The following is a 21,600-nucleotide window of genomic DNA, read 5'->3' on the forward strand; positions in this document are numbered from 1 at the left end:
GCGGGCCCCGTTCGGAAGAGCGAACGGGGCCCACGGCAACGGTCAGTGCCGGGTGAGTTCGCCGTCGACGAGCCGCCACAGGTGCAGCGGGTTCGCCTCGCGCAGTGGCTCCGGCAGGAGTTCGTCGGGGAAGTTCTGGTAGGTGACCGGACGTACGAACCGCTCGATCGCGCCCATGCCCACGGAGGTGAAGCGGCTGTCGGAGGTGGCCGGGAACGGGCCGCCGTGGGTGGCGGCGTAGGAGACCTCCTGGGGGATCGAGAAGGCGTTGAACACGATGCGTCCGGTGCGGCGCTCCAGGATCGGCAGGAGTCGTTCGGCGGCGGTGCGGTCGGCGGCCTCGGCGTGCATCGTGGCCGAGAGCTGTCCGCGGAAGGCGCGGGCCACGTCGAGCAGTTGATCCGTGCCGGTCAGCCTGACCAGCAGGATGGCGGGGCCGAAGACCTCCTCACGGAGGGCCGGTTCAGCCAGCAGTTGCTCACCGGTGACCTCGTACAGCAGGGCCTGGCCGTCTCCCGCGTGCGCCGGGGCTGAGCCTGCGCCGATCAGGCCGGCGCCGTCGTTCTCCATCCGCTGCGCGTTGCGGGTGTAGGAGTCGTGGATGCCGGGGGTGAGCATGGTCCGTGCGGCCACCTTCTCCACCTCGGCCGTCGCCGCGTCACGCAGTTCCCGGAAGCCGGGTCCGTCGACGGCGAGGAGGATGGCGGGCTTCAGGCAGGCCTGACCGACGTTGTACATGGCACGCTGGACCAGGCCTCCGCCTATCTCGGCACCGCGGGCCGCCAGCGCGGCAGGCAGTACGAAGGTCGGGTTGACGCTGGTCATCTCGGTGAACACGGGGATGGGATCGGGACGCTGCTGGCCCCGGCGGTAGAGGGCCATGCCGCCGGCCTCGGAGCCGGTGAAGGTGACCGCCCGGACCAGAGGATGGTCCACCAGCGCCTCACCGATCTCGTTGCCGGCACCCCGGACGAGGGAGAAGACGCCTTCGTGCAGTCCTGCCTCGGCGACGGCCTGCTGGATGACACGGCCCTGGATCTCGGAAGCACCGGGGTGTGCGTTGTGGGCCTTGACGATGACGGGGCAGCCGGCCGCCAGCGCCGAGGCGGTGTCGCCGCCCGCCACTGAGTAAGAGATCGGGAAGTTGCTGGCGCCGAAGATCACCACGGGGCCCAGGGCCACCTTCTGCAGCCGGTGATCCATGCGCGGCGCAGGCAGACGGTCCGGCTGCGCGGGGTCGATGGCCGGCTGGAGGAAGCGGCCCTGACGGACGACGGTGGCGAACTTGCGGAACACCGCGGCGGTCCGCACTGCCTCGCCCTCGAACTGGGGAGCCGGCAAGCCGGTCTCCAGGGCGGTACGTGCGGCGAGTTCGTCCTTGACCGCCTCGAGCTTGTCCGCGATGAGGTCGAGGAACACGGCCCGCTCGGCCGGCCCGGTGTGGCTGTAGCTGTCGAAGGCCTCGTCGGCGAGGCGGACGGCATGGTCGACGTCGGCCGCGCCGCCGAAGGCGAACTCGGGTTCGATGGACTCACCGGTGGCGGGGTTGAACGCCTTCATGGTCCCCGTCGTGGCGGGCACGCGGGCCGCTCCGATCACCAGTTCTCCGGTCAGTTCCATGGTCATGCGTGTGCTCCCTCGAATGCGGCGGTGAGCTCGTCCGTGGTGGTGATGGCGTGGGCGTAGGTGGGGCCGTTCAGCTCGTGAGCGGCGTGCATCATCTCGGGGAGGAACGCCGCGGTGGCGTCCCGGACGAGGGTCACGTGGTAGCCGAGTTCCATGGCGTAACGGCCGGTGGACTCGATGCAGGTGTTGGCCAGCAGGCCGACGAGCACGACGTGGGTGATGCCGTGCTGCTTGAGCTGGAAGTTCAGGTCGGTGTTGGCGAAGCCGCTCTGCGCCCAGTGCTCCTGGACGACGACGTCGCCGGGCTGCGGCTGGAAGTCGCCGTGGAACTCCCCGCCCCAGGTTCCACGGGCGAAACTGTGCCGCTCCATGATGGTCCGCTGGGTGGGGTTGGGGTGATCCCACGTCTCGTAGTCCCCCGCCTCCCAGCGACGGTGCGGAACGAACACCACGCGGACACTGGCCTCACGGGCGGAGGCGATCACAGAGCGCAGGTGGTCCAGTAGGCCCACCGCCTCCGCCATGGGCTCCAGGTGCGGCCAGATCTTGCCTCCCTCGGACAGAAAGTCGTTGTAGGGGTCGACCAGCAAAACGGCCGTACGGCGGGGGTCATAGGTCTGGGACACGGTTCCTGCTCCGATCTGGATGATGACTGTCATGCAGTTTCTAGATTATACACATCATCCTGAAAGTCAAATAAATGCCGCCGGAGCTGCCCAGACGCCAATGGGAGTATGATGTCCGTCATCCAATGGCGCGGTGGCTACACTGCGCCGCCCCACGAAAGGCAGGGCTGACATGGGCCACTCGCAGGCGGAGAAGGCCGCGACCCGCGAAAGGGTGCTGCGGATCGCGTCCCGCAAGATCCGCGCCGAAGGCGTCACCCGCCCCGGCGTCGCGGAACTGATGAAGGAAGCCGGACTGACGCACGGCGGTTTCTACAAGCACTTCGACTCACGTGATGACCTGATCACCCAGGCCGCCGCCATCGCCCTGGCCGAGGGCTCGGCGAAGATGGAACGCGCCGCACGGAAGAACGAACAGGATGCACGGGCCGGTCTCGTCGACGCCTACCTCGCGAAACAGCACCGCGACGCGCCGGCCACCGGCTGCGCGCTGGTCCCGCTCGGTGCCGCCGCGGGACGCGGTGACCAGCACTTCAAAGAGGCCTACGAGAAGCAGGTCCGCACGTACCTGGAACTGATCGCAGGCCTGGACGACGATGCCGAAGACGCCCGGGCCGAGGCGATGCTCACCCTCAGCGCCCTGGTCGGCGCCGTACTCATGTCCCGGGCCGTGGCCGACAAGGACTTCTCCGACGAACTGCTGAAGACGGTCTCCGAGCAACTCAAGCGATACGCGTCAGGAACTTCGTCCCCCACCGCCTGACCCCCGGCCCCCGGCCCCTGGTCCGGTGGGTCCGGTAAGAGTCCGGGCCTCGGCCGGCCCAACGTGATCCGATCCTCCGGCACCACGACCAGCGGGTGTATGCGCCTCGCCGACACCGGGCACGGTTCGATGCCGCGGCTCGGCCCGCTTTCCCAGATCGACACATGAGCCTCATCACCACGGGAGTTCCCACATGTCCTACCGCGCCGGTCTCGTCCTCGACTTCGGCGGGGTGCTCACCACACCACTGCTGCCCGCCGTGCTCAATTTCGAGAAGCGCGAGGGACTGGCCGAGGGCGCGTGCATCACAGCGCTGTACCTGGACGAGGAAGGAACCCGCCGCACCCACGACCTGGAGCGCGGCGCGATCACCCAAGACCGGTGGAACGAGGCCGCGGCGGCACGACTCGGGATCGCTCCGGGCAACCTGATGGGCAGGATCTTCGCCGACCTGCGCCCCGAGCCGCTGATGATCAACGCGGCGGCCGCGGCACGACGAGCAGGGATCAAGGTCGGCATCCTGTCCAACTCCGTCGGACTCGCGCCCTGGAACCTCTACGACGGATACGACCTCGACGCGCTGTACGACGCCGTGCTGATCTCCGAGCGCCTCGGGATGCGCAAGCCCGACCCGGAGTTCTTCCAGGCCGCGCTGAAACTTCTGGAACTGCCCGCCGAGCAGTGTGTCTTCGTCGACGACACCGCTGGTTACCTCCCGGCAGCTGCCGACCTCGGCTTCGCGACGGTCCACGCGAAGGCGCCCCAGCAGACGATTCCCCAGCTCGAGGACCTACTCGGGATATCCCTGACCGAAGAGGCCTGAACCGCAACCTGCCGATACACAACCGGATCCGAGTCCAGACCCAACTCGCCACCGAGACGCGCCGGTTCCTCCACCAGTGCCGGAGCCGCCCGCACACCGAACGACGGCAGAGCCCCGATGAGCTCTGCTGATGCACCACAGGAACGATCAAGAAGTTTCTGTGCATTGAGGGAGCTCACCGGCGCCACTCCGGCGCGGGCGTACCGCGTCGCGAAGGCGATGGACTGGCTGGGGCCGGTGCTCGTCGCCGTCATAGCCGGAGAGATCCGCCTCTGGCACCTCGGGCAACCGCAGGACCTCGTCTTCGACGCGACCTACTGCACCAAGAACGCCTGATCGCTGCTGCGCCTCGGCTACGAGGGCACCTGACCGGACCGTAAGATCGCCGACCCGCAGATCCTCGCCCACCCGCCGACGGGCAAGTGGGGGATCGCCCTCGGCGAGGGCATGTTCGGCCCTTCACCCCGTCCGGCTGGCGCTTCACGACCGCGCTCCTGGGCACCCTGTCGGTCCTCATGCGGTGCCGAATAGGCCGTCGCCTGTTCCGGTCGACGGCGCTGGGCTGCCCGGCCGGAGCCCTGATGGCGATGGACGGTCTCCCCATGGTGATGAGCCGCTCCGCTCTCCTGCAGGCGAATGGGCTGCGACGTTCCCGCTACCGCGACCTGGCCCGGACCGCGTCCAACACGTCCTCACCGCAACGGCCTGCACCACGGCCCGCCCGCGTCGCCGACTGGATCGACACCGCGCCCAGGACACGACTCCGGGCCACGCATTTCCGCGGACCGTGCTCAGCCACCGCATGACCTACCCGACACCACCGGCAGAGTCACGGCATGGGGGCTGGACACGTGGCGCGGTCGAGTGTCCCGGCCCAGGGCCAGTCCATGCCGGTTTCATGGCCGCACGTTATCGTTCGACGGGTGGAGCGGCCGGGACCTCCGGCCGGACAGCTCTTCAGTGACTCCGTGCCGACGAACGTGAGCTGTCCGCCAGGGTGCCGGCGGCGTCGGCGGCCAGCTTCGCGACCTCGGCGGCCGCACGGGCAGCTCGTCCGGACACCCGCCAGGCGAGCATGCGCAAGGCGGTGGCCGGAGCCGGCGGGAAGACGCCGAGCTGGCCGAGCATGGTGATGTCGTCCCGGACGGCTTCGTGCCGGACCACCTTCCCGTCGCGGACGTCGAGCAGGTGAATCTGCTCGACGTCGATCTCACGTCCGGTCGGAGGGACGGCCTGGTCGAGCTTGCCGTCCCGGAAACGCACGAACGGGCCGGTGTGCCGACCCTGCATGCGCAGCCGTATCCAGACCTGATCGTCGTTGTGGGCAACGCCGAGGACGGGAAAGCGCAGGTCGCTGAAGGCCGACCGCAGCCACGCGCCCGATGCCAGGGCGCCCGCCGGACCAGGGATGGCACAGGCCGGCGGTGCGACGGCGGCCTCGCGGTTGTGGTTGTCCGCGCCCACGACGTCGGCAGCGAGCGACGGGTCACCCGTCTCGAGTATCCGGAAGAGCCCGTGGGCCAGTTCGGCGTTTTCCAAGGTCAACGTCGTCACCTCTCCGCTGCGCGGTCCGTTGCCGCGACAAACCAGTGCTCGGCAGCCGTGGCGGCCTGAGGCGCGCCTGGCTGGAGCAATTTGAGGTTATAGAGCACCTAATCAATACGTCAAACGGCCATCGGTAGCATGGGGCCATGGCATCCAAGCGCGCTTACAGCTCTCCCTTGCGCGAGAAGGCCGCAGCTCAGACGCGTGAACTGATCCTGCAGCAGGCCACCGAACTGTTCGCGGACCGCGGTTACGGACGGGTGACCGTTGCGGACATCGCAGCGGCGGCCGAGGTCGCGCCGAAGACCGTCTTCGCCAGCGTGGGCAGCAAGCGGGACATCCTGGACCGGATCGTCGACGAAGGCGTCGCCGCTTCGGGCTACGAGCAGGCCATGGCACACCTGATCGCCCAGCGGACGCCCGAGGCGGTGCTAGAAGCGCTCGCTCGCGGCACACGGAAGGGCAACGAGGGGCAGTTCACCGTGCACGAGGCGATCCGCAAGGCCCTGCCCTCACACGAGCACGGCGAGGCACTGTGGGAACGGGCGACTGCGGACTACCGTGACGCCCTTCACGCCGCGGCGCGTCACCTCCACACTCTGACACCGCCCCCGCGCTGTTCGGTCGACGAGGCGTCAGACCTGCTGTGGTTCTGGTTCGGCCCCAGCGGTTGGCGCATATTGGTGGTCGAGAACGGCTGGTCGTGGGACCGGGCCGAGGACTTCCTGTACCGGACCGCGGTCGCCACGATGTACTGACATCGGCATCAAGGAACGGCTCCGCGGCGCCAATACTCGGAGCGTAGACCGGAGATACCCCCACGGGGGCAGCCCTCTGTCTCAACACCGGCCGCAACACTGGTTTTTCTCACCTCTGGCACATCTGCCGAAGCCGAAACCAGGCGCTCTGCACCCTCTCGCTTGTCTTCGACGGCACGCCGATACCCGCCGCCTCCTTCGACCTCGGCGGCTGCCGGTCCGGCGCCGTACGTCGACTCCGCGCGGCGAGAGCCCGCCGGCCACCTCCGAGAGACGCGTTGCGAACACGGTGACGTAGCCACCGGGCTCTCGTTGGTCAGCAGGTGACGAAGATCGGTAAGTCGGATCAGCCCGGAAGACACCGGCTCGGGCTGCGGGTTGAGAGCGTGCGCAAGGCGTACGGCCGACGGCAGGTGCTGCGAGATGCCTCGCTCGAGGTGCCATTGGGTTCGCTGGTGTGCGTGGTCGGGGAGAACGGCGCTGGGAAGAGCACCCTGCTGCGGATCATCTGCGGGCAGCTCGCGCCCGACGGCGGGACGGTGACGCGTTTCGGGCGCCTGGGGTACTGCCCGCAGCGGGTGGTGCTCCACGAGACCCTGACCGTCGAGCAGCACCTGCGGTTCTTCCAGGTCGCCTACGGGCTGCCCACCCGTGTACGGGCGCAGGAACTGATGGAGTTGCTGAACTTCGCCCAGTTCCGGAATGAGCGCACGGGGGATCTGAGCGGCGGGACGCAGCAGAAGCTGAACCTGACGCTCGCCCTCATGCACGATCCGCCCCTGCTGGTCCTGGACGAGCCCTACCAGGGGTTCGACTACGACACCTACCAGCGGTTCTGGACTCTTTCCCGGCAACTGCGGGACCAGGGGCGGTGCGTCCTCGTCGTCTCCCACCTGGCCCATGACAACGATCGCTTCGACATGGTCAAACGCCTGGAGAACGGAATGATCCACCCGGACCGTCAGCCCCGGACGGACGAGGCAGACGCGGCGCCTTCCGCGAGTGCGAGGGCGAAGTGAGCCGGTCGTGGCAGGCGTTCGTCACCGCCTTGCGGTTCGCGCTCGTCGGGCATGCCCGGAACCGACTGGCCCTGTTCCTCGCCGTGGCCTTCATTCCGCTGTGGATCTGTCTGATGCGTTTTTACACCCAGGTGGTCGACCTGCACTTCCACGTGCCGGCCGCCGATGGCGACGTCGTGGCCAACAGCAACCACGTCAGCCAGCTCGTCGGGGCGATGAACGCGGTGACGGTCCTCATGGGATTCACGATGTTCATGTCGACGTTCAAGTCCGCCGACATCGACCGGCGTCTGGTGCTGGCCGGATACCCCCGCACCCAGCTGATGCTGGCCAAAGTCGTAGCCCTGCTGTTGATCGGCGCACTGGTGGCGGCTTACGCGGTGGCGAACCTGTGCTGGTGGTGGCCCGTGCGGCACACATGGGCGATGCTTCCGGCGATCTTCACGACGGCGCTTGTGTACGGCGGGCTCGGCATCCTCCTCGGAGCGCTGCTCCACGGTGAACTCGAGGGGGTGTTCCTCGTGGTGATGGCCAGCATCATCGACCTCGGCGTGCAGAACCCGACGATGAATCCCCTCTCGGACCAGCAACTGCTCGCCTGTCTGCCGCTGTACGGGCCGATGCAGGCTTCGCTCGCCGCCGGTTTCGCCTCGTCTCCTGCCTGGACGTATCTGCTGCCGGGTATGGGGTGGTTCGCGGTGACGAGCGCGGTGGGGCTCACGGTCTTCTGGTTCCGTACGCGCGGCTATCCCAGGACGCAACCGACGGTCACCCCGGTTACCGCCGACCCGTCCGCTGCTGGCGCGGCAGAGTTCACGGGCGGGTGAGGGTCGATCACCGCTGCCTGTCACACGGCGGAGTGACAGTCGTCCACTCGCGCCGTCTTCGCAGGAGCGGCACTACGGGGGCCTTTCCCGGCCGTGTCGCCAAACACGGCATTTCACCACTTCAGGTAATCGGTACGGTGCCTTCCGTATTTTCCGATGGAGGAGGAGCACGGCATGGGGTCCGAGGAAGTTCTGGGTCAGCTACGGCAGTTGTGCGCGCGGGTGTTGTCCGTTCCGGAGGAGGAGCTGGTGCCGCAGGCTCGGCTGGTGGCCGATCTCGAGGCCGACAGTCTCGACTTCGCGGAGATGGAGGCGGCCTTGGAGGACGTGTTCGGTCTGAAGCTGGACGGCGATGACACGGTGACGCGGGCGGTGACCTTCGGGGACGTGACGGACCTGGTGGTGGCCCGCATGACCGACCGCGGCGCTGAGGTGGCCTGATGAGTGCTGTCCGCGTGGCGATCACCGGGCTGGGAGTACGGACCCCTGCCGGGGATACGCCGGACGGCTTGTGGACGGCACTGGCCCAGTCACGGCCTGCCGCGGGACCGGTGCGTTCGTTCGATGCGACGGGACTTCCGGTAGCCGTGGCCTGCGAGATCAGCGGATTCGATCCAGCCGGATACCTGGTGCCGAAGCAGGCGGCGCGGGCCGACCGCTCATCGCAGTTGGCCTTCTGCGCGGCGGCTGACGCAATCGCCGATGCGGGTGGCCTGATGGCCGAGTCGGGCCGGCGTGCGGTGGTGACGGGGTGTGCGTACGGAGGGCTGGCCACCCAGGAGCACGCCTTGTTGCGGCAGAGCGGCGGAGTGCCGCGGCCGCGGGCCCTGCACACGCCGATGATGATGTCGAATGCCGGCGCCGCCCTGATCAGCATGGCGTACGGCATCGGCGGGCCGAGCCTCACCTTCTCCACCGCCTGTGCCTCGGGCAGTCACGCGGTGGGCGAGGGCGCCCAGCTGGTCCGGGCCGGGAGCGCCGACGTGGTGGTGGCCGGCGGGCACGACGCTCCGCTGACCCCTACGGAGATGATGGCCATGTATCGGCTGGGGGCCCTGGCCACCGGCTTCGACGACCCCTCCACCTCCTGCCGACCGTTCGACGCGACCCGCAAGGGATTCGTGATGGCGGAGGGCGCCGGATTCGTGGTGCTGGAACGGCTTCAGACGGCGCAGGCGCGCGGGGCGCGGATCTATGCCGAACTGATCGGCTACGGGCGCAACTCGGACGCCCATCACCTGACGGCGCCGCATCCGGAAGGGGCCGGTGCACGCGCCTGTATGGCCGCGGCCCTGGCCGACGCCGGCGTGGCGGCCGCGGAGGTGGTGCATGTCAACGCGCATGGCACCGGCACCGAACTGAACGACCTGACCGAGGCCCGGGCGGTCACGGCACTCTTCGGCGCCGGGGAGGTGCCGGTCACCGCACCCAAGTCGGTGACCGGTCACGGCATCGGTGCGGCCGGCGCCATCGAGGCGGTGGTCGCGGCGCTGTCCGTCGCCAGGGGCATGGCCCCGCCCACGGCCAACCTGACCCGACTGGACCCCCGGTGCGAGCTGGACGTGGTCACCGGCTCACCCCGTAAGTTGCCGGCCGGCCCCGTGCTCAGCAACAGCTTCGCCTTCGGCGGCCACAACGTGTCCCTGCTGCTGGCCCCCGTGGAAGGCGGCCTCAGCCGAGTGCGGCACTGAACTCCGCACCGAGCTGCACTCGCTGCGGCACGAAGTCCAGTTCGGTGTGGGCCCGGTCGGAGGAGCAGGTCCAGGAGGCTTGGCCGAGTTCGCGCGCCTTGTCCCGGTTCAGCAGTGCCTGACCGCCCCACGGCCGGACGGCCAGCTCGCAGAGCGCCGCGGCGGTGTGCAGCACGGGCCTGGGCAGCGGAAGAAGCAGCGGTGCTCGGCGGCCCAGCGCGGAGGCAAGGTGTCGGCAGATCTCCGGCCAGGTCCGCGGTGTGCCGTCGCACGCGTGGTACACACCTGGGACCGGGTTGTGCGGGGACACGCGGTGGCCCGCGGTCAGCGCCAGCGTGAGTGCGGCACAGAGATCGTCCACATGGATCAGACAGTAGGCGGCACGTCCTGCCGGGCGTACGCCGACGCCTGCCCGGACCATGGCCGTCAGCGTCGGCAGAAAGGCGGTGTCGCCCGGCCCGTAGACGACGGGCGGACGGACGATGACAGCGGGCACCCGCTCCGCGAATCCTCGTACGACGGTCTCGGCACCGAGCTTGCTGCGCCCGTAATCCGATACGGGCGCCGGCGGATCGGCCTCGGTACGGGGCCGGCCCGGGGTGGACGGACCCGCTGCGGCCAGGGAGGAACACAGGACGACGGTGGGCGGAGTGTCGAGGGCCGCGGCAGCGGTCAGCAGGGCACGCGTGCCCTCCACGTTCGCCCGCCGGAAGTCCTGCGCGGTACGTGCCCGGGTGGCGGCCGCGAGGTGGACCACCGCATCCGCCTCCCCCAGTGCGGCCGTCGGTTCGCCGATGGGTTCGACTCCGCGGGCCTGCAGTTGCCGCACGGCGGCCGGGCTGGTGGCGGGGCGGACGAGTGCGGTCACGTGGTGGCCGCGGTCGAGCAGGTACGGAGCCAGGCGGCGGCCGACGAAGCCGGTGGCACCGGTGAGCAGGATGCGCATGCCCCGCCTCACAGTGCGAGTTGGTAGAGGCGATGGGTGACGCTTCGGTGTCCGCCCATGGCAACGATGCCCCGGTTGGACGCGGTGTTGTCCTCCAGCGTCCAGGAGGCGTGGAGCGTTCGCCAGCCCAGGGCACGGACGTGGTCCAGCCCAGCGAGTCGCAGCAGTACATCAAGGCCCTGGCCTCGGTACTCGGCGAGTACGCCGATCAGCAGGGCCCGCCCGGCCTCCGCCCGGCGAAGCGTGCGGACCATGTCCAAGGCGCCCAGCGGGAGCCCGTAGCGCCATAGCCGGCCGCGCACGGCGCGCAGTGCCGGGGCGGCGTCCGGAAGGATCATGCCGAATGCGGCTGGTGTCCCGTCGATCTCGGCCACCAGGCAAACGCCGTGGCGCAGCAGCTGTTTCATCTCGTGTGCCGCGTGGCGGAACTCTTTCTCGCTCATCGGGACGAAGCCCCAGCTGCCCTGCCAGGCGTCGTTGTACATCCGGCGCAGCGTCTCCGCTTCGGTGTCCAGTCGGTTCAGGTCGAGGGGACGCAGTACGCAGGTCTGGCGCCGGGACACCCGTTCTCCCAGGCGGGCGATGCGGTCGGGGAGGGGAGCGGTGAGGTCGATCGTCCAGCTCCAGAGGTCCTTGACGGGCTTGAGCCCGGCTGCCTCGAACAGAGACGGGTAGGAGGCCGGGTTGTACGGCATGAGCAGCACCGGCGGTGTGTCGAAGCCGTCGACGAGCAGCCCGCACTCGTGGTTGGTGGACGGGTTCAGCGGCCCCAGCATGGTGTCCCGGCCGCGGGCCCGCAGCCAGTCGGCGGCAGCCGCGAACAAGGGGCCGCTGACCTCGGCTTCCGACTCGCATTCGAAAAACCCGAACCCGCCCTCGTCCTGCCGTGGGTCGTCGACAGCGAGGATCCGGCCCACCACCTGCCGGCCGCGGTGGGCCAGGAACGGCTGGACGGTCGCGGTGTCATGGAACGGGTGCCGCCGGGCCGGATCCAGCAGGGCCCGGGCGGCAGTCTCCAGCGGAGGTGTCCAGTGCGGGTTGCCCGCGTAGAGGCGGTGAGGCAGCCGGATGAAGGCGGTCAGGCTCTTGCGGCCCTGTGCCGGGAGGACGGTGACGGATTCGACTACGGGTGGCATGGCGGTACCTGGCCTGTGAGGAGAGGAGAGGAGGACATGGGCGAGCTCAGCGGACCGTCGCCGTGCTGACCGGCACGGCGGCGGACCGTGGCCGGGCGGTCTCTTGCGCAAGGGCGGGTGGGCGCGCGATGCGCACCGGAGTGAAGGAGCCGGGCGGCGTACGGGGGATGACGCCTGTGGCCCGGCCGGCTGCGGCGAAAGCCTCGAGTGCGCGCTCGAGTTGCGCGTCGCTGTGGACCGGGGTGAAGGAGATCCGGAGCATCTCCTGTCCCTCGGGGCGGCCGGGGGCGATGACGGGGTTGACGTACACGCCGGCATCGAGGAGCCGCTGCCACAGCTCCAGGCAGCGGACCTTGTCCCCGATGGGGATCGGGATGATGGCGCTGACGGAGTTCCCGGTGTCGTAGCCCAGCGCCCGTAGCCCGTTGTGCATGCGTTCCGCCACCTCCAGGGCACGGGTGCGTCGCTCGGGTTCGGTACGGACGATGTCCAGCGCCGCCAGCGCCGCTGCCGCGACGGACGGTGCCATGCCGGCGGTGAACACCGTCGCCCTGGCCCGGCACCTGACGAAATTGATCACCTCCGCCGGACCCGCCAACACCCCGCCGGCCGACCCGAGGCTCTTGGAGAAGGTCGCTGTCACCAGGTCGACACGGTCTTCCAGGCCGAAGTGCTCGGGCACACCGCGGCCCGTCGCGCCCAGCAGGCCGAGGTCGTGCGCGCTGTCGACCACCACCCGGGCCCGGCAGCGGTCCGCCAGTGCCGTGATGGCGGGCAGGTCGCACAGGTCGCCCTCCATGGAGAACAGCCCGTCCGTGACGATGACCCGTCCGGCGCCGGGCGGCGCCTCACTCAGCAACCGCTCCGCACGTGCCACGCCGTCGCGGCGGTAGCGGTGGTAGCGGGCACCGGCCAGGCGCACGGCGTCGACCAGGGAAGCGTGGTTGTGCCGGTCACCCAGGACCACGTCGTCCTTGCCCAGCAGCCCGGCGAGCAGCAGGTTGGTCTGAAACCCGGACGGGGCCAGAACGGCAGCCTCTCGGCCGAGGAACGCTGCGCACGCGTCCTCCAGCTGCTCATGGATGTCACGGGTGCCGCACAGCGTCCTCGATCCGGAGCATCCCGTGCCGTCCAGGCGGGTGGCCCTGACCGCTGCTTCCGCCAGCCGGGGGTCACGGGCCAGCCCGAGATAGTCGTTCGATCCGGCCATCACCACCGACCGGCCGTTGATCAGCACTTCACCCGGATGGGCGGACGGCCGAAGAGGCCGCAGGTAGACCCGGTGTCCGTACGACTCGTAGAAACCGGTCGACGCGAAATCACGGCACTTTTCGAAGATATCCACGACGCACACTCCGAGAACGAGAGGAAACAGGAAGAGCGGACCACGACTGGAGCGCGGCGGAGAGGAAGGCGGCGGCCAGTGCGACGGCCATTCCGGCGAGCGCGTCACTCGCATAGTGATAGCGGTTGTAGACGACGGAAGCTGTGATGCACAGGATGAGCGGCAGAAAGAAAAGGGAAACCTTGGGACGCATGGTCCGGCGCATCGCAAGAAGGCCGGACCAGGCCGTGGCCACGTGCGCGGAAGGGAAGCATGTGCCTGCCGGATCGCGAGTCATGATGTGAGCCTGAAGCCTGGTCATGGCATAGCCGCTGAGGCCGGAGGGCTCGAAGTGATCCCGCAAGGCGAACATCGGTCCCCGCAAAGGCACCAGGAGAAAGCCCAGATAGCACATGTACACGGCGAGCATCTGACAGAAAAGATATCTCTCCGCATCTTTCAGGCGACCCCGGAATACGAGCCAAAGTGGCGGCAGCGCAGCGAACAGATAGAAGGAGAAGTAGACGGCCATCATGAACTCGGTCAGTGCCGGCCGGGCAACAGCGTCCAGCGCCAGGTTCGGATGAACACCGAACACCCGCGCCTCCCAGGCGTTCACCTCGCTGTCCAGGAACCGCCCCCGCAGCACCAATGCGTAACGCCCGACCGCCGGATACAGGAAGAACGGCAACACCAGTGGATAGGTCACAGCAGCGCAGGCGGCCGGCCGGCTCGCGGGGCTGCGCCGGGCCAGTCCGGCGCAGAGAAGAACCAGGACAGCGCATCCGGAGAATCCGATGAGCAGCGAGCCCCGGTCCTGGACCGGCCCAGGACCCGCCGCCACCACCACGACCGCCACGGCCAGATAGCCCAGGGTCAGTCGGTCGAGCGGGCGCACGGCGCATAGACCCGGTTGATGAACGGACGCTCGGCCACCGCGTAGAACAGGTAGATGCTGCACTGGAAGAGGGCCGCGACGGCCAGCCCTTCGACCGACCGGCACCACAGCGCGAACCCGTACGCGTGCACCGTCCCGATGCCGTACATCGGGTTCCGGAAGAACCGGTACGGACCGGAGGTGACCAGTCCGCCGCTGTCGGCATGGTCCGTACGACGGTCCAGGAACATGTCCCGGCAGTAGAACGTGTCGAGCCCCGTCAGATGGGCCGACCACAGTTTGAACGTGGTGCCGAGCACGATGAGAACGGCACCGACCGACCAGGTGAGCCAGACCGGTACAGCAGCGGGGAAACTGCTGCCGAACGCGTACATCAGAACGGCCTGAGAAAAGCCCTGATTGAGAAAGACCACTCCGAGAACAGCCTCATATGCCAGATAGGCACGCTCTTCTCCGAGACGGTCAGCAATACGACGCTTGATCGGTGTCCCCAGAATAGTGATGATCCCGCCGTAGTAAACAAGCCAGACCACCAGTACATACCACATGGAAACTTCGCGCAGCGTTGTTCCGGATTCCCCCGAGACTGACCCTGGAGAGCGAATTAAGACCAGGTCGACCAGGTAGTAGACCGTCACCATTCCCAGCCATGCCACAGCTCTGGTGCGTCGCCCCTCGGGCTTGTCGAGCCGCAGTCCGAGCGTACCGACAAGGGTGTACGCAAAGTTCGGCCGAAACTTCGTTTCTGAAAATTCTCCCATGACGCTGAGCTACATTATGGACTGATCGCACAGCCGCAAAATCCGAGGAAATTAAGTATCAATGGATAATCACATCGGACTTACGGTGGCGGATGAGGTGCTCGCCCGCAACGGGCTGGCCGAAACGATAGGCGCTGTCGCCTTCTTCGCCGGAGACCCTCCCGCCATCGAGACGCTGCGAGAGAGAGTCGCCGAACGGCTGGGCGGTGAAACCCGGCTGCGCCTGGTCCTTCAGCCGCCGCTGCGGCGCCTGACCGGGCACCCACGCTGGACCCTGACGCACAGCTTCGATCCGGCCGAGCATGTGCGGTCCGTCACCGGAGCCGCCGGCCCGGGCGAAGAGGACCCCGTGCGCAACCTCGACGAGTGGCTCGCCCGGCAACTGCGCAGGCCGATGCCCACCGGCCTGCCGCCATGGCGCCTGCTGACCCTGCGCACCCCACAGGACAGCGAATTCACCCTCGTTCTCCTCGCCCACCACGCTCTCTTCGACGGCACCTCGGCGGGTGAACTGCTCCGACAGCTGATGGACGACTCCACCAGACCGACGGCCGGCCGCCCTCCGAGCTCGCAGGACAGGACTCCGAGGCGACCGATCAACTGGGCTCGGCTGACCCGGAGCCTGCGCGCCGAACTTCGTCCCGGAAGCCCCCTCCCCGGCCCGCGCGAAGGCGCCACCCCGGAAGTCTCCGTGTGCGTCCTGGATCAGCAGAACGTGCGCGCCGCACGCAGGCTGCCGGACGACGCAGGAGCGACCACCGGCCAACTGCTCATGTGCTGCGCCACCGGAGCCCTTCGGAGAACCTACAACCTCGACGATGAGGCAGCCCGGCGTGGCAAGCCACCGCTCCAAGCCACGATTCCCGTGAATCTGCGCACCGGACAGACTGCCCGTCAGCTGGGCAACCTCGTCGGGTCCGTCCGCGTCCCGCTGCCCTTGCACGAATCGGCCCCGCTTGCCCGGCTCAGGGCTTGCCGACAACTGCTCGCGGGCGTCGGCCCGCAGATCGCCGATCAATGCGAGATCGTCCGCGCCCTCGAAGCAGCAGGCCACTTGAGGCCCTGGACCCTGAGCTTCGTCGCGTCACGCGGTTACTCACCCACCTACGCGGCAGTCGGAATGACGGCACTCAAATGGAAGTACCCGCGCCCCTCCCTGCACCACCGGCCTCTGCTCCGGATCGCCGGGCTACCACCGCTACACAAACCAGGCACCGTGAATTTCCTGGCAACCTCCCACGGCCAGACCACGACACTCACCGTCGTCAGCCACGCAGCGCCCGGCACCGCCCGGACCCTGGCGGACGCGATCAGGTCGGAACTGGAGACGATGGCGGTGCGGCCTTCCTAGGCATCCGAAGGAGAGGACCTGACGGGTTTCAATTCCAGGGTTCCTGGCAGGAGTTCTCACCCAGCACCTGCGCGGCGGCCGTGCAGAGGTCGAGCGACTCAATGGCCGGCCAGATACCGAAGAACAGCGTGCTGACCAGTTCGCCGCTCCAGCCGGTGACCCGGATCCCCAAATAGGGCCGGGCCCGGCACTTGCCGTCCTCGCGCAGTTCACGCAAGAGGGCCTCCGAGACCTGGCCCCGGACGGTCCGGCCTGGTTGCGCAGCCCCTCCGCGCGGGTGCGGTTGTCGATGCCGATCAGGAGGTCGGCCCCGTTGACCAGGAGCACGTCGGCGATGTTCATGCCAGGGAGCCTCAGCGCCCCGACCCGGGCGGACCAGGTTCGATTGCGGCAGATGTGCGTTGACGCACTGTGCGGGAGATGAACGCCCCAAAGTCGCGGCTGAAGTGAGACCGGGCGGCAGCTAGCGCCAGAGGATCGCGGGCCGGCCTCCGTCCGATGATAGGGAGAGCTGAGCACCCAGCAGCCGGCCCAGGGGCACGCGGACGGGCATCGAGCACTCGCTCCCTGTTTGGTTGATGCGGTTCGAAACCACGACGCTCCGCTGTTCACCCCGCTCCCCCGAGGCCCTGCCCACGAGGGGCCTCCAGACCGTGCCCCTTTTGGGTCAATATATCGAGACACATCCCCCGTGTCCCTGTTTCGATGAGTGATGGCCAGCGGACGCTCGCAGCGACGCCGCACTCGCTCTGGCTGGTCCGCGGTGCATTGCGCGAGCCGTTCTCCCTCCTCCGCGAAGGGACGTCTCCCTTTCATGCCCACCAACAACAAGACCCGCACTGCGTCGGCGCCGAAGAAATCGGCGTCCTCCCAGGACAAGCTGATCGAGTCCTTGAAGCAGTACATCCGCACGCGCGGTCCGGACCTGCTCGCAGACCCCAACGTGTCGTCCGTCGGGATCGGTCACAAGCTCAAGAACGGCACCCGCGGGAAACAGATCGCACTGCAGTTCACGGTCAACAGGAAGGCCGAGCCGGAAGCCCTCGAGGCGCTGGGCACGACCCGGATCCCGGAGACCGTCACGGTGGACGGGGTGGAGGTGCCGACCGACGTCATCGAACGCAGCTACCAGCCCCAGTTCCGCGTGGTCGCGGAGGCCGAGACGCCGCAGCGGAAGACCCGTCTCAACCCCATCGTCCCCGGGGCCAGTGTCGGCGGTGAGACGGTCACGGCCGGCAGCATCGGCTGCATCGTGTTCGACAGAACTGACGGCACCCCGTACGTGCTCAGCAACTGGCACGTACTGCAGGGCCCGGACGGTCAGCTGGGCGAGGAAGTCGTCCAGCCCGGCCCGTTCGACGACAACCAGATCTCCCACAACCGCCTCGGCGTCCTGAAGCGGTCCCACCTCGGCCCGGCCGGCGACTGCGCCGTGGCCACCATCGAAGAGGGTCGGACCTTCGATCCCAAGATCCTGGACCTTGACGTGGCACCCCAGGAGTTGGGTGAGGCGGCCCTGGGAGACAAGGTCGTCAAGAGTGGACGGACCACGGGCGTCACCCACGGGATCGTCCGCCGCATCCACACGATGGCCAAGATCGACTACGGTGGCGATGTCGGTGAGAAAATCATCGGCTGTTTCGAGATCGGGCCCGACAACGAGCATCCGGCGGCAGACAAGCAGATCAGCAGCGGCGGCGACTCGGGTGCGGTCTGGCTGTTCAAGCAGAACGGCCGGATAAGCAAGGTCATCGCCGGACTGCACTTCGGCGGCGAAGGCGCCGGCGACCCCGACGACCACGCGCTGGCCTGCCTCGCCGGCTCCGTCTTCGAGAAGCTCGACATCACCCTGCAGCAGCCCTCTCCCGAGGATGTACTGCCCCTGCAGGGCTACAACCCGGACTTCCTCAGCGAGCAGATCGACATACCGCAGCTGACCGCAGAGATCGGCGGGGAGGCCATACGCCTCGGTGGCTCCGAGGTCATCCCGTACACGCACTTCTCGCTGACCCTCAGCAAGAAGCGGCATTTCCCCTTCTGGGTGGGCTGGAACATCGACGGTGGGAGCCTCAAGAAGCTCAGCCGGTCCGGCATACCCTTCACCAAGGATCCGCGGCTTCCCGCGAACACGCAGGTCGGGAACGAACTGTATGAGGCCAACCGGCTCGACCGAGGCCACATCGCCCGCCGTGCGGACCTGATCTGGGGCAGCATGCCCGAGGCTCAGAAGGCGAACACCGATTCGTTCTTCTACACCAACATCACCCCGCAGATGGACGACTTCAACCAGAGCTCCAAGAGGGGCCTGTGGGGCGAGCTGGAGGACGCCGTCTTCGCCGACGTCGACGTCGACGACCTCAAGGTGAGTGTGTTCGGAGGACCTGTCCTCCAGGACGACGACCGCGTCTACCGGGACGTGAAGGTCCCCCGTGAGTTCTGGAAGGTCATCGCCTTCGTCGAGCGAGGTGAGTTGAAGGCCAAGGCGTTCTTGCTCACGCAGAACCTGGACCAGCTCGAAGCCCTGGACCTCGACGAGTTCCGCGTCTTCCAGGTCACCCTCGACGAGATAGAGGAGCGAGCCCACATCCGCTTCCCCACCGCCCTTCACAAGGGCGACCACCTGCTCGTGCCGGAGGCGGTGGCTGAGCGCAGGCCATTGGATGACCTGGCCGACATCCACTGGGACTGACCGGACGGCCCGCCGGCGTGTCCCGTCGAGCAACAGCGCGTGGGACACGCCAGCTCCTCGCGTACGGCGGGTTTGCCGGGCGCGGGAGTGGTGCGCAGCCCCCGCCCTGCTCTCTCACAGCACAATGCGGCCTGCCACAGAGCGTCGGCCCGGTAGCCCACCCACCCAACTGGTGAGCCTTCCCGGCCACGGTCCTATATTGGCGTGGGAAACGTCCGTGCGTGCCGGGGGGATTGAGCACTCTTGCGACGATCAGGCAGAACGCGTCGAGCGGCCGCCCTGCTCGGCGCCGTTGCCGTGCTGTTCCTCGCCGCGTGCGGGACACAGGTGGCCGGTCAGGGAGACGAGAGGTCACCCTCACCGGCGGCAAGCGAGCCGATCCCGTGGACCACGATGCAGCCTTCCGCGGTCACCGGAGTCCATCTCAGCGAGGACCGGCGCACGCTGCTCCTCGACACGCAGGTGCCCAGTGGCGCTCACGCGTGCGTGCGCAAGCTCAAGGCAGTGCTCACCGAGCCGATGACGGACCTCGTGTGGGTACAGGTCACCTACACCTCGCCGTCCATGGACAGGGCTTCCGGGTGCACCAAGGAGAGCACGGCCACGGCAAAGGTCAGGCTGCCCGAGCCGCTGGGCGACCGGGACGTGATCGTCGACCACTACACACGCTTCACCGCGCAGGGTGCCAAGCCGCCCGCGCTGCGGTTGTGCGGAAAGCTGGGCTGCACACCGCCGGCCACCGGCTGCACCACCGCCTCCTACGATCAGGCGTTGATGGCGGTCGGCGCGCCCGAGCACACGTACCTGGACTCGGAGAACTGCGACGGGAAGTGGCTGGTGCTGGACTTCTCCTGGCGCACGGGACCGGCCTGCGGCGACTCGACGGACCCTGCCTGCTCTTCCCGGCTGGGCGACCGCTGGTTCTTCCGGGCGAAGAAGCCGGGCTGGGAGTCGATCATCCGGACTTCGGCCGGAGGCTGCCGGGACGTGCAGCGCAAGGAGCCCGGCTTCCCGTCCTCGCTGTGCGAGTCACTGGCTCCGCTGTCCCCCTCACTGCACCCGAGTTATCCGCCGCCGTCCGCCTCTCCGACGCCCGGCGTGCGTTCCACTGCGACGGCCGGCCCATGACCACACACCGCTGCGGACTCTTCTGACCGTCTCATGGGTGCCACCGCCCCGCCGCATGTCAGAAACGGGCCGTCGCGACCCTCACGAGGCGGTGAGCCCTTCATATGGTTCGCCCGCCCAGGGGCACCGGGTGTGGTTCAAAAGGCTCTGCCGCAGGTGGCTTGCACTGCTTGGCCGCCCGGTACCCCGCGACGGTCCGGCCGGTGAACGCACAGGCACCGGAAAAGTGCCACGTCCGGGCGCGTCCCGACGGAGAGTCGGTCGATGACCGGGGACGATGATGCTCGAAACCTCCGGCGCGGCAGCGGATCTCCTCCGGCCGCGCCGCATATGTGTGTCTGTGCACGACACGACCGGCGACCTCAGGAGGTGACCAGGTGCCGACTCCCCCCAAGCCTCATGCGGGCTTGCGCCCCAAGGTGCGACGGCCCTCGCTCAAGACCTGGCGGTCACGGGTGGCCCTGGTACTGATCGAGCTGGTCCTTCTCACGACGACGGTGCTGCTGGCCCGGTTCGGCATCGAGGACTTCCTCCACGCCCTGACCTTCCCGGGCCGGTTCACCGGTGCCGTTCTCCTCACGGTCTCGCTCACCACGCTGGTGGGCGCCGCCGCCGTCCTGGACCACTGGATCCGGCACACCTTCCCGTACTCCGGCCTGGTCGCGCTGTTCGGCGCGTTCACCGCCCTGCTGGCCAACGTCATGCTCCTGGTCACGACGTGCAAGGACGGCGATTCCCTGCTCTACAACGCATTGTTCGGCGTGCTCGCGGCAGGTTCGGCAGTGGCCGCCTTCACGGTGTGGCGGACGTCGGTCATGGTCCCCACTCCCAGGCGGGTGGCCGTCGCGGTAATCATTCCCTCGGTCATCGCGGTCGCCAATTTCGGCTACCAGAACCTTTATCAGCCGTACGAGCGTGAAACCATCCCCGTCATCACCTTGTCCATGGGGAAAGCGGTGCTGAGCCAGGACCGTAAGGCCTTCGCCGTACCGGTCGACGTCACCATCCAGAATCCCGGTACGAGAGGTTTCTATGTGCTCGGCTCCGAATTCCACGCGATGGCGCAAAAGGTGCCGCTCAGCCGAGAGGATCGGCTCCGCCAGCAGTGGCGACTCGATGCCGAGAAGTGGCCCAAAGTCACGGAAGTGAACCCGCTCTCCCGCAAGGAGATGCATCAGGAGGGCGACTTGCTGACGGCACAACCGTGGATGCCCTTCGGCCACTGGATCGAGTCGACCGACAATTTCACCACGCGACTGGTAGTACAACTACCCATCAACACGTCCTACGACCAAGTGACGTTCTATGCCACTGCGAGCCTTGCGCGTAAGGACCGGCTCGAACTGGAGCCACCACTCCGGTACCTGACGAATTCTTGGGGCGGGAAAAAGGTTCCCGCATGGGTGAAGAAACAACAGACAAATGAAAGCGACTTCCTCGTCTACCGTGCCAGGGTGCACGAGAACAACGCGATCGACAAATACACGAGGGATGCGCGTTTCGTCACCGTCTACTGGAGGTTCGGCAAACACGGCGCGTCGGTGGCGACGTCCATCACGCGCGACGGCGAGGAGGGCCGCAGGACCACTACTTCGGAACAACGCGAGGTGACCAGTCGGTACGGCCTTGTCGACCTCGTGACGGGTGCTCACGTGCGGAACCTGTGGGACATCAAGAGCCAGCACTGAC

Annotated in this window: 20 protein-coding genes and 1 pseudogene; 12 read left to right on the plus strand and 9 right to left on the minus strand. The window is 68.0% G+C overall.

What is annotated here, in order from left to right; genetic code table 11:
- Positions 1–42 precede the first annotated feature (42 nt).
- Both ACFWXC_RS14360 and ACFWXC_RS14365 read right to left on the minus strand, forming a co-directional pair.
- A complete protein-coding gene (locus ACFWXC_RS14360; protein ID WP_384478274.1) occupies positions 43–1,626 on the minus strand; it encodes an aldehyde dehydrogenase (NADP(+)) in 1,584 nt (527 codons plus the stop codon).
- Complete coding sequence (locus ACFWXC_RS14365; protein WP_384478277.1) at positions 1,623–2,285, minus strand: isochorismatase family cysteine hydrolase; 663 nt, start codon at positions 2,283–2,285, stop codon at positions 1,623–1,625. Before ACFWXC_RS14365 ends, ACFWXC_RS14360 begins: the two co-directional genes overlap by 4 nt.
- A gap of 139 nt (positions 2,286–2,424) precedes the next feature.
- On the opposite strand from ACFWXC_RS14365, the gene ACFWXC_RS14370 reads away from it, so the two are divergent.
- The 3 genes and pseudogenes from ACFWXC_RS14370 to ACFWXC_RS14380 form a co-directional block, all read left to right on the plus strand.
- Positions 2,425–3,015 carry a TetR/AcrR family transcriptional regulator gene (locus tag ACFWXC_RS14370; protein WP_384478280.1) on the plus strand — a complete coding sequence of 197 codons (591 nt, stop codon included), beginning with the start codon at positions 2,425–2,427 and terminating at the stop codon, positions 3,013–3,015.
- Positions 3,016–3,208: 193 nt separating this feature from the next.
- Positions 3,209–3,838 (plus strand): HAD-IA family hydrolase, encoded by a 630-nt coding sequence (locus tag ACFWXC_RS14375; protein WP_384478282.1) that lies wholly within the window; start codon positions 3,209–3,211, stop codon positions 3,836–3,838.
- Positions 3,839–3,955: 117 nt separating this feature from the next.
- Positions 3,956–4,467: pseudogene (locus ACFWXC_RS14380) on the plus strand (phospholipid carrier-dependent glycosyltransferase); the annotation flags it as partial.
- Positions 4,468–4,795: 328 nt separating this feature from the next.
- Here ACFWXC_RS14380 and ACFWXC_RS14385 read toward each other — a convergent pair.
- The gene (locus ACFWXC_RS14385; protein WP_384478285.1) at positions 4,796–5,383 is read right to left on the minus strand and encodes an ester cyclase; all 588 of its coding nucleotides are present in this window, start codon (positions 5,381–5,383) and stop codon (positions 4,796–4,798) included.
- Positions 5,384–5,529: 146 nt separating this feature from the next.
- On the opposite strand from ACFWXC_RS14385, the gene ACFWXC_RS14390 reads away from it, so the two are divergent.
- The 5 genes from ACFWXC_RS14390 to ACFWXC_RS14410 all read left to right on the plus strand — a co-directional run bounded on the left by ACFWXC_RS14390 (position 5,530) and on the right by ACFWXC_RS14410 (position 9,678).
- Positions 5,530–6,141, plus strand: coding sequence for a TetR/AcrR family transcriptional regulator (locus ACFWXC_RS14390; protein WP_384478288.1), 612 nt, complete (start codon positions 5,530–5,532; stop codon positions 6,139–6,141).
- A gap of 323 nt (positions 6,142–6,464) precedes the next feature.
- Complete coding sequence (locus ACFWXC_RS14395) at positions 6,465–7,160, plus strand: ABC transporter ATP-binding protein (protein WP_384478290.1); 696 nt, start codon at positions 6,465–6,467, stop codon at positions 7,158–7,160.
- A 29-nt stretch (positions 7,161–7,189) separates the two neighbouring features.
- Complete coding sequence (locus tag ACFWXC_RS14400; RefSeq protein ID WP_384478292.1) at positions 7,190–7,987, plus strand: ABC transporter permease; 798 nt, start codon at positions 7,190–7,192, stop codon at positions 7,985–7,987.
- A 156-nt stretch (positions 7,988–8,143) separates the two neighbouring features.
- A complete protein-coding gene (locus ACFWXC_RS14405; RefSeq protein ID WP_384478295.1) occupies positions 8,144–8,428 on the plus strand; it encodes an acyl carrier protein in 285 nt (94 codons plus the stop codon).
- Positions 8,428–9,678 carry a beta-ketoacyl-[acyl-carrier-protein] synthase family protein gene (locus tag ACFWXC_RS14410; protein WP_384478298.1) on the plus strand — a complete coding sequence of 417 codons (1,251 nt, stop codon included), beginning with the start codon at positions 8,428–8,430 and terminating at the stop codon, positions 9,676–9,678. Before ACFWXC_RS14405 ends, ACFWXC_RS14410 begins: the two co-directional genes overlap by 1 nt.
- On the opposite strand, the gene ACFWXC_RS14415 is transcribed toward ACFWXC_RS14410, so the two are convergent.
- Genes ACFWXC_RS14415 through ACFWXC_RS14435 form a run of 5 tightly spaced genes read right to left on the minus strand, consistent with a single transcriptional unit; the run spans position 9,659 to position 14,743 of the window.
- Complete coding sequence (locus ACFWXC_RS14415) at positions 9,659–10,624, minus strand: NAD-dependent epimerase/dehydratase family protein (protein WP_384478301.1); 966 nt, start codon at positions 10,622–10,624, stop codon at positions 9,659–9,661. The two genes, ACFWXC_RS14410 and ACFWXC_RS14415, sit on opposite strands and share 20 nt — an antisense overlap.
- 8 nt (positions 10,625–10,632) lie before the next feature.
- Positions 10,633–11,760 carry a GNAT family N-acetyltransferase gene (locus ACFWXC_RS14420; RefSeq protein WP_384478304.1) on the minus strand — a complete coding sequence of 376 codons (1,128 nt, stop codon included), beginning with the start codon at positions 11,758–11,760 and terminating at the stop codon, positions 10,633–10,635.
- A gap of 46 nt (positions 11,761–11,806) precedes the next feature.
- Positions 11,807–13,105 carry an aminotransferase class I/II-fold pyridoxal phosphate-dependent enzyme gene (locus ACFWXC_RS14425; RefSeq protein WP_384478307.1) on the minus strand — a complete coding sequence of 433 codons (1,299 nt, stop codon included), beginning with the start codon at positions 13,103–13,105 and terminating at the stop codon, positions 11,807–11,809.
- Positions 13,080–13,982, minus strand: a complete 903-nt coding sequence (locus tag ACFWXC_RS14430) for a phosphatase PAP2 family protein (protein WP_384478310.1) — start codon at positions 13,980–13,982, stop codon at positions 13,080–13,082. Before ACFWXC_RS14430 ends, ACFWXC_RS14425 begins: the two co-directional genes overlap by 26 nt.
- Positions 13,961–14,743 carry a PEMT/PEM2 family methyltransferase gene (locus tag ACFWXC_RS14435; protein ID WP_384478313.1) on the minus strand — a complete coding sequence of 261 codons (783 nt, stop codon included), beginning with the start codon at positions 14,741–14,743 and terminating at the stop codon, positions 13,961–13,963. Before ACFWXC_RS14435 ends, ACFWXC_RS14430 begins: the two co-directional genes overlap by 22 nt.
- A 61-nt stretch (positions 14,744–14,804) precedes the next feature.
- Here ACFWXC_RS14435 and ACFWXC_RS14440 point away from each other — a divergent pair, with 61 nt between their 5' ends.
- Positions 14,805–16,094 (plus strand): wax ester/triacylglycerol synthase domain-containing protein, encoded by a 1,290-nt coding sequence (locus ACFWXC_RS14440; protein ID WP_384478316.1) that lies wholly within the window; start codon positions 14,805–14,807, stop codon positions 16,092–16,094.
- A gap of 28 nt (positions 16,095–16,122) precedes the next feature.
- Here the strand turns inward: ACFWXC_RS14440 and ACFWXC_RS14445 are convergent, their stop codons facing one another.
- Complete coding sequence (locus ACFWXC_RS14445; RefSeq protein WP_384478319.1) at positions 16,123–16,311, minus strand: hypothetical protein; 189 nt, start codon at positions 16,309–16,311, stop codon at positions 16,123–16,125.
- Between the two features lie 597 nt (positions 16,312–16,908).
- Here ACFWXC_RS14445 and ACFWXC_RS14450 point away from each other — a divergent pair.
- The 3 genes from ACFWXC_RS14450 to ACFWXC_RS14460 all read left to right on the plus strand — a co-directional run bounded on the left by ACFWXC_RS14450 (position 16,909) and on the right by ACFWXC_RS14460 (position 21,599).
- Complete coding sequence (locus tag ACFWXC_RS14450; RefSeq protein ID WP_384478321.1) at positions 16,909–18,783, plus strand: DNA/RNA non-specific endonuclease; 1,875 nt, start codon at positions 16,909–16,911, stop codon at positions 18,781–18,783.
- Positions 18,784–19,026: 243 nt separating this feature from the next.
- Complete coding sequence (locus tag ACFWXC_RS14455; protein WP_384478324.1) at positions 19,027–19,911, plus strand: hypothetical protein; 885 nt, start codon at positions 19,027–19,029, stop codon at positions 19,909–19,911.
- A 377-nt stretch (positions 19,912–20,288) separates the two neighbouring features.
- A complete protein-coding gene (locus ACFWXC_RS14460; RefSeq protein ID WP_384478327.1) occupies positions 20,289–21,599 on the plus strand; it encodes a hypothetical protein in 1,311 nt (436 codons plus the stop codon).
- The last annotated feature ends 1 nt before the right edge of the window (position 21,600 follow it).

Origin of the sequence: Streptomyces sp. NPDC058683, assembly GCF_042716195.1 — a bacterium.
In the GTDB taxonomy this organism is placed as follows: domain Bacteria; phylum Actinomycetota; class Actinomycetes; order Streptomycetales; family Streptomycetaceae; genus Streptomyces.

What these genes read in the sequence shown, in the direction of transcription:
- ACFWXC_RS14360 (WP_384478274.1), bottom strand. Translation starts at nt 1,626, where the DNA reads ATGACCATGGAACTGACCGGAGAACTGGTGATCGGAGCGGCCCGCGTG.
- ACFWXC_RS14365 (WP_384478277.1), bottom strand. Translation starts at nt 2,285, where the DNA reads ATGACAGTCATCATCCAGATCGGAGCAGGAACCGTGTCCCAGACCTAT.
- ACFWXC_RS14370 (WP_384478280.1), top strand. Translation starts at nt 2,425, where the DNA reads ATGGGCCACTCGCAGGCGGAGAAGGCCGCGACCCGCGAAAGGGTGCTG.
- ACFWXC_RS14375 (WP_384478282.1), top strand. Translation starts at nt 3,209, where the DNA reads ATGTCCTACCGCGCCGGTCTCGTCCTCGACTTCGGCGGGGTGCTCACC.
- ACFWXC_RS14390 (WP_384478288.1), top strand. Translation starts at nt 5,530, where the DNA reads ATGGCATCCAAGCGCGCTTACAGCTCTCCCTTGCGCGAGAAGGCCGCA.
- ACFWXC_RS14405 (WP_384478295.1), top strand. Translation starts at nt 8,144, where the DNA reads ATGGAGGAGGAGCACGGCATGGGGTCCGAGGAAGTTCTGGGTCAGCTA.
- ACFWXC_RS14410 (WP_384478298.1), top strand. Translation starts at nt 8,428, where the DNA reads ATGAGTGCTGTCCGCGTGGCGATCACCGGGCTGGGAGTACGGACCCCT.
- ACFWXC_RS14415 (WP_384478301.1), bottom strand. Translation starts at nt 10,624, where the DNA reads ATGCGCATCCTGCTCACCGGTGCCACCGGCTTCGTCGGCCGCCGCCTG.
- ACFWXC_RS14420 (WP_384478304.1), bottom strand. Translation starts at nt 11,760, where the DNA reads ATGCCACCCGTAGTCGAATCCGTCACCGTCCTCCCGGCACAGGGCCGC.
- ACFWXC_RS14435 (WP_384478313.1), bottom strand. Translation starts at nt 14,743, where the DNA reads ATGGGAGAATTTTCAGAAACGAAGTTTCGGCCGAACTTTGCGTACACC.
- ACFWXC_RS14440 (WP_384478316.1), top strand. Translation starts at nt 14,805, where the DNA reads ATGGATAATCACATCGGACTTACGGTGGCGGATGAGGTGCTCGCCCGC.
- ACFWXC_RS14450 (WP_384478321.1), top strand. Translation starts at nt 16,909, where the DNA reads ATGCCCACCAACAACAAGACCCGCACTGCGTCGGCGCCGAAGAAATCG.